This window comes from Bradyrhizobium sp. (assembly GCF_035273305.1).
Taxonomy (GTDB): Bacteria; Pseudomonadota; Alphaproteobacteria; order Rhizobiales; family Xanthobacteraceae; genus Bradyrhizobium.
This window is the reverse complement of sequence record NZ_DATEPI010000066.1, coordinates 1-6,704: the sequence shown is the minus strand read 5'-3', so window position 1 is coordinate 6,704 and position 6,704 is coordinate 1. Positions and strand designations below refer to the sequence as shown.

Below are 6,704 nucleotides of genomic sequence, written 5' to 3'. Positions count from 1 at the left end.
AACGGCTGCAGTCCTTCGTTGCGTCCACCGACCATGAGCGGCAGCCGCACAACCGTATCGAACACGCGCGCATTGAGCGCCTCGTCGAGCGAGGTCCCGATGCGGCCAAGGATGCGTCCCCGGATCAGGTCGAGACTGCCTTGCGCGGCGTATAATCCCGTTGCCAGAATGGCCAGTCCAACAAGGGTAGGCACGCTGCGGCTGGGAAGCACGCGGTCGTAAACTTCCAGCATGAAGATCGAGCCGGTCAGGTAAAGCATGTTGATGACGCAGCTCATCGCGCCCACGCCGATGAAGGCATTGCGGCAGGCGTGCAACGCATCACCGAGTTCGGAACGCCGGACATCGGGAGCGGCTGCCATTAATTCTTATCTCTTCGAATGGAGGGGCGCGCGCCAATTCGCGCGGGCAAGCAATAGCTTATTAGTACTGATTTTTCTAGCTTTCGTCCATTGAAGTGACGTTAACGTCAATGCGGACGTAGCCCTTGTCCCGAGCAAGGCAAAACAGGGTTGGAACCGACAGATTGGCGGCAGCTATGTCGGCATTGAGCGCTATTGGTTGAACGGCGATGGTTAAGGCCCGGCCGGCCCCGGCCGCGGCACGAAAGTTCCGTTTAAGCAAAAAAGAGCGCGGCGCCGAAGCACCGCGCTCCGTTAGTTTCCAAAGGACGCTCCTTGTTAGCGCTGGAACATTCCTCTGGTCGGCACCGTGAACGCGCTCAACACCGCATTGTTCATGCCGTTGCCGGTGATGAGGATCGCGGCTCCCGAGACCATCAAGGCAACCAAGTCCAGCACGGTACGCGCGGAACCGCCTCCAGGGTTCGCCGCGCCAGCAGCCGCCCCGCCGGTTCCGGCTAGCGCAAGAATCCCGAGCACTATGACGGTGACGCCGGCCAGTACCTGCACGCCGGCCGAACTGGCTCCGATTGTGCCGAGCGGACCCGCGAGGCCGCCACCGAAGGCCCGGAGCTTGATCGAGTTGAGGCTCGCCGCAGCCGAGCTACTCAACACGAGCGCGCTACCGAATACGATGATCGCCGCCGACGCCAGCGCGCCCGGCGCGATGCCGACCAGGGCGAGAACGCCGAGTATGATCCCCGTCACGCCTCCGAGAAGGACGGCCGACACGCCATTGATTCCAACCTGGGCTGCTTCGCCGGTGTCGGCTGACAGCACATGGATGAAATTGGTGGCCATCGATGTGCCTTCTATCAGCAAGGCGGCGCCGAATACGATGGTCGCGATCGGGAGAAGATATTCCTGTGAAACTCCCGACAGCGCCAGCACGGCGAGAACGATCGTTGCAATGCCCCCGACCGCTTCGGCCAGGAGACCGCTCGATGTTTCAACATTTGTTATGGAAGTGATATCCGAGATGCTCATCTTTGACTCCTAAGGCTAGATCAGGCGCCTAGGTGTCATCTTCAGTTCGCGGGCGCTGGTGAAGCGACAACCTGGCGCACCCACAGAGAAAACGGCCGGAACGGATCGAAGTTTCGTTAGATCAAGGATTACTGAACTGTCGGCCGGCACGAAAAGAAGCCAACTTATTTCCAGAACAATCGAGCGCCAGCCTATTTGGGCCAGGTATTTTGGCGAACGTACGAAGTAGCTGGCCGCGCTATTTGGTCGTCAAGGCGAAAGCGCCGTTCCAGTCAGGCGGCGGCGGCTTACTTTGGTAGCCCCGGATCCGGGCCTCGTACAGATTATAGAGCAGTTCCAGCGCGCCGCCTTCATCGCTCTGGCGGCCGCGTTCGATGGCGGCAAGTGCGCCGTCCCAATCTCGGCTGCGGTAGCATGCGAGCATTTCAATTGTCAGGTTGCGCAAGCGCTGGAAGCGTCCGGAATGCGCGGTATCTTCGCGGCCGGCGATGGCATAGATGACTTCCGGCTCCTTCTTGCCTTTGACCATGATGAAGTCGAGCTCGAGAATGGCGAACTTGTCCTTGACCGCAAGCGCGGTTTTGGATCCGACGATGATCGGGAACCCATATTCCTTTGATTGTCCCTCAAGCCTTGAGGCCAGGTTGACGCTGTCGCCCAGTACCGAATAATCGAAGCGCAGGTCGGACCCCATGTTGCCGACCACGCAGGTGCCGGTATTCAGTCCGACGCCGATTTTGATCGGGATAAAGGTTTGGCCGCTCTCCTTTGCCTCGATCGCCCGCTCGCTATTAAGCACGTCGATCCGGTCGAGCATATCAAGCGCGGCTTCGCAGGCGTGGAGCTGATGTTCTCTGTCCTCGACGGGCGCGTTCCAGAACGCCATGATGGCATCGCCCATATACTTGTCGATCGTTCCCCTGCGATCGAGAATGGCATTCGTCAGCGGCGTCAGGAAACGATTCATCAGGGTTGTAAGACCCTGAGGATCGTTCTTGAAGGATTCCGAGATGGTGGTGAACCCTCGGACGTCTGAAAACATGATGGTCATCTCGCGCTCCTCGCCGCCGAGCACGAGCTTTTCCGGGGATTGCGCGAGCTGCTCGATCAGGGCAGGTGACAGGTACTGGCCAAACGCCGAGCGAATTTGCCTGCGCTGCGCCTGCTCCCTGACGAAGCTGGTGAAGATCAGGGTGAGGTAGATCGCGGCGGTGGATATCAATGGATAGGTGAAATCGATCAGCAGCCGGTGTTGGGTGTAAAAGTACCAGGAGACTCCGATCAGCAGTGATGCCAACAGCACGCCGACGGTGCCCAGTGTGATCGGCCCGAACAATGGAACGAAGATGATCACAAAAATCCCGAGCAGAATCGCGGCGCAGAATTCGATCACGATTCCGTAATTCGGTTGCGTGAGCAGGGAGTGGGTCAGCGCGCTCTCCAGCACCTGCGCGTGAACTTCCACGCCGGGAATCGCGGGATCCACCGGCGTCGTCTTGATGTCGTTAAGCCCTGTCGCCGACGTTCCGATCAGCACGAGCTTGCCCTTGATCATGCTGGGCGGGACAGTCTCATCAAGTACGTCGGCCGCGGAAACATAGATCGAGGGATCGTGATGCGCAAAATGGACCCAAAGCTGCCCATTGCGGTCAGTCGGAACCACCAGGCCACTGACGGCAACGCTCTTGATGCCGGACTTTTCGGATTTGACGAGGATCGTGCGGGTGGAGGTTACCACCCTCAGTATTTCAAAACTCAGGGACGGCAGGGTCGCCCCCTGGGCCTGCATCAGCATTGGCACCCGCCGGACAATACCATCGCGCTCGGCTTTGATCGAGAACAGCCCGCGCCCCGCAGCCGCCTCCTCCAGCACGTGCACATTCCGCAACAGACCGGGGAAGGTGACCATGAATTGTTGCGGCTCCTCGCCGAGCATGGCGAGGCCGGTCACCGGCAGCGATTTGTCGAATTCCCTAAGGACCTCTGACAGCCCGGATTGTCCAAGCACCACCCGCGAGCGCTTGATTGCATCGGCGAAAATCTGATCGTTGCTCGGCAGGGCGCGCAACTTGGCGCGCGTCGGCTCATCGAGATAACGAATTGAATCAGCCAGTGCGTCGGTATTGAGTCGGTCGGGCTCGGGGAACACCATGTCGAAAGCGATTACAACTGCGCCAAGCCTGGTTAGGTTGATGATCATGTCCGCAATCCGCGAACGCGGCCATGGCCACTGGCCAAGCTTCGCCAGGCTCCTTTCGTCGATATCGACAACGACGACCGGCTTTACGGTCTTCACGCGGGGATCGAGAACCTGAAACGTATCGAAGGTTCTGACGCGTATCTCTTCGAGAGCAGCGGGATCGGCGATCCGGAGCGCCGCCAGCGCAATCAGAAGGCCGGCGCAAAACAGCCTGGAGTACCCGATCTTCCGACCGAACCAGCGCCGCAATATACGAAAACGCTTCATGCTGGTTGGATATCACGTCGAGCGATTGGCTTCAAAGTCAATGACGACGAGGAGGCCGGCGATCTCACGTGTGCAGGAAGTCCGACGCATGGAGCTGCGCACTTACGTTCGTGATATTGGCGAAGGTCAGGACGTTTCCGTTGCCGAAGTCGATGGCATCCCCGGTCGAGCCGGCAAGCAAGGCAGCCAACTGCGCGTCGCTAAAGCCGGAGCCGTTATTGGCATGCGAGATATCGACCAGGTCATGATCGGCCTCGCTGAAATCGGTGATGGTGATGTCACCAGAGTTGAACACGAATTTGTCCGCGCCGCCAAGTCCGGTCAAGATGTCATGCGCGTCGCTGTTGCTAAACCCGCCATCGAGGGTGTTGGCATTATTGTTTCCCGTGAGATTGTCACTGAACTGCGAGCCGAACAGGTTATTGATATTCGTCAGCGTGTCCGTACCCGCCCCGCCGGTATTCTGAGCTCCGGCAATGTTGAGACTCACGGTTACTCCTGAGACTGCATGCTCATAGCTGGCCGTATCGTTTTGGCCGGGCTGGCCGATCAGATGATCGTTGCCAGGACCGCCTTCCAGCATGCTGTTGCCATTCCCGGTCAACGTATCGGCAAAACTCGATCCGAGAACAGTTTCGAAATTGGAGAGCGTGTCGAGACCGGCGCCATGCGTATCCTGCTGCACGGATTTGCTCAGATCCACGGTGACGAAATCCGTCGCATGCTCGTAGCTCACCGTGTCGGCACCTCCGCCGCCATCGAGCGTGTCGTTCCCCAGCCCACCTTCGATCACGTTGTTATTGCCGTCACCGGTCAGGATGTCATTGAAATCTGATCCGCGCAGGTTCTCGATCGAGATATAGATATCTCCCGCAGCGGCGCCGGCCGAACCGGATCCCGTGAACAGGTTTGCGGCAACCGCCGCGCCGGCATGGGAATAATCCACGGTGTCGTTGCCGGGATCACCGGGGCCGAACGAACCCGGCATGCCGTTGAAAACGTCCGCTTGATTGCCACCAAAAAATACGTCCGCTCCGGCGTGAGCGCGCCCATCCGCAATTCCGTCGCCGTCGGTGCCGACGATGCTGTAGGTGGCGGCGTTGAAGATTCCGTTGAGCGCGGTCAGACCAGCAGCATGCGTAGCTGGATCCAAGCTCGCGTATTGACCGATGTCGCTAACGAAAGCGCTAGCACTGATACTCCAGCCGTTGGTGTTGACGAGGACATGATCCTGGGTGGTTTGGGTCGGATCGGTGGTGTTCAGGATATCAATCTCGGTGATGGTTCCACCGTTGACATGCCCAGTGCCGTCAAAGGTGAAGCCGGTACCGATCATCTCGAACGTTATGCCCTTGGCGAGGTCGACGGCAAAGAGATGCGTTCCGTTGTTGTTCGCGGGCTGAACCGGATTGCTTGCTGCCAGATCGCCATACAGGGTGCTAAAATCGTAACCATCGGGCGTCTGCACCGTGACGGCGACCTCGCCCGCGAAGATGAAATCGCTGGCGGTCAGATTGGCCAGCGTGACATTCTGGATGGTCAGCGAGGTCGGATCGGTGAGAGCGAGATAGCCGAAGTCGATGACGACGTTCGAGGAGACTTGGGAAGCATGAGACAGAACATCGGCGAGATTGTGTATCGACGCAATCCGGCTCAAATCGATCCTATCACCATCGGAGTGGCTGAAATCGCTGATCGTGTCGTTATTGGCGGGCGGCGTGTTGCCGTCTGTCACATTGTTGCTGGCCTTCATGACGAAAATATCGGCGCCGTCTCCCCCCGTGAGCGTATCGTTACCGCCATTGCCGACCAGAACGTCGTCGCCGCCTCGTCCGTCCAAAACGTTGTTGCCACCGTTGCCGGTCAGAATATCGTTGAACTCTGAGCCGGTGACCCGGGTCACGCCGGATACAAACGTGTCGTGCCCAACCGATGCGTCGCCGTCGGCGATTCCTGATCCATTCGCACCGAGAGTCACCACCACGCCTGCCGTCGAATGATAGTAAGCAACTCGGGTATTGCCGTTACCGGTGATGGTGTCGTTTCCGCCGCCGCCCTCAAATTCGTTGAAGTTCGACGCGCCCGGATTCGTTGCCGATATCGGCGAACTTCCCGCGTTCGTGCTGGTCGTGCTGAACCCGCCGGGATTCGTGGCAGTCGCACCCGCGTTGTAGATATCGTCGAAGTTCGTGCCGAAAACCGCTTCAACCGATCGCAAGGTGTCCGTGCCGATGTCGATAGCGCCAATCGGGTTCGTCGGCGTAACCGTGCCATCCGCGAGCTGCACATTGATGCCCGACCCGCTGAATGAATTATCATAGACGGCTCGGTCGAACCCGCCGCCTCCGTTGATCGTATCGTTGCCGCCAAGTCCCTCAAAATTCTCGGCAGTGCCAAACGGGTTGGTGCTGCCGTTAAACGTGTCGTCGTAGAAACTTCCGCGAATGCTGTAGACCCCGGTGAAAGTGTCTTGTCCGACCGAGGCATCACCCACGGCAGTTCCCGACGCACCGCTGCTCGAGCTGGACCAACTGCCTTCGGTGAAGGTTACGGTCACCCCTGACGTGGCGTGATAATAGGAGACCCGTGTCGTTCCGTTACCCGTGATCTGGTCGTCGCCCGCGCGACCCTCGAATTCATTGAAAAGCCCGAGGCTGTTGGCCGTGACCGCGCTGCCGGCATTCGTACTGTTGGGCCCGAAGCCGACCGCGTTATAGACGTCATTGTAATTGCTGCCGGTTACAAGTTCGATAGAGCGCAGTGTATCCTGGCCTATTCCGGTTGGATTCACGCCAATATCGGTGACCGTACCGGCAGCCAATTCAACGTCGATCGCTCCTGTCGCGTGG

At 58.9% G+C, this 6,704-nt stretch carries 3 protein-coding genes and 1 pseudogene; all 4 read right to left on the bottom strand.

Going from position 1 to position 6,704, the window contains the following annotated elements; genetic code table 11:
• Nucleotides 1-362, bottom strand: a pseudogene (locus VJV58_RS04300) (type I secretion system permease/ATPase); the annotation flags it as partial.
• Between the two features lie 318 nt (nucleotides 363-680).
• The gene (locus tag VJV58_RS04295; RefSeq protein ID WP_324136106.1) at nucleotides 681-1,388 is read right to left on the bottom strand and encodes a hypothetical protein; all 708 of its coding nucleotides are present in this window, start codon (nucleotides 1,386-1,388) and stop codon (nucleotides 681-683) included.
• Nucleotides 1,389-1,626: 238 nt separating this feature from the next.
• Nucleotides 1,627-3,855: a CHASE2 domain-containing protein gene (locus VJV58_RS04290; protein WP_324136105.1), complete on the bottom strand. Its 2,229-nt coding sequence runs from the start codon at nucleotides 3,853-3,855 to the stop codon at nucleotides 1,627-1,629.
• A 64-nt stretch (nucleotides 3,856-3,919) separates the two neighbouring features.
• Nucleotides 3,920-6,704: type I secretion C-terminal target domain-containing protein (locus VJV58_RS04285; RefSeq protein ID WP_324136104.1), on the bottom strand; the 2,785-nt coding region annotated here is incomplete at its 5' end.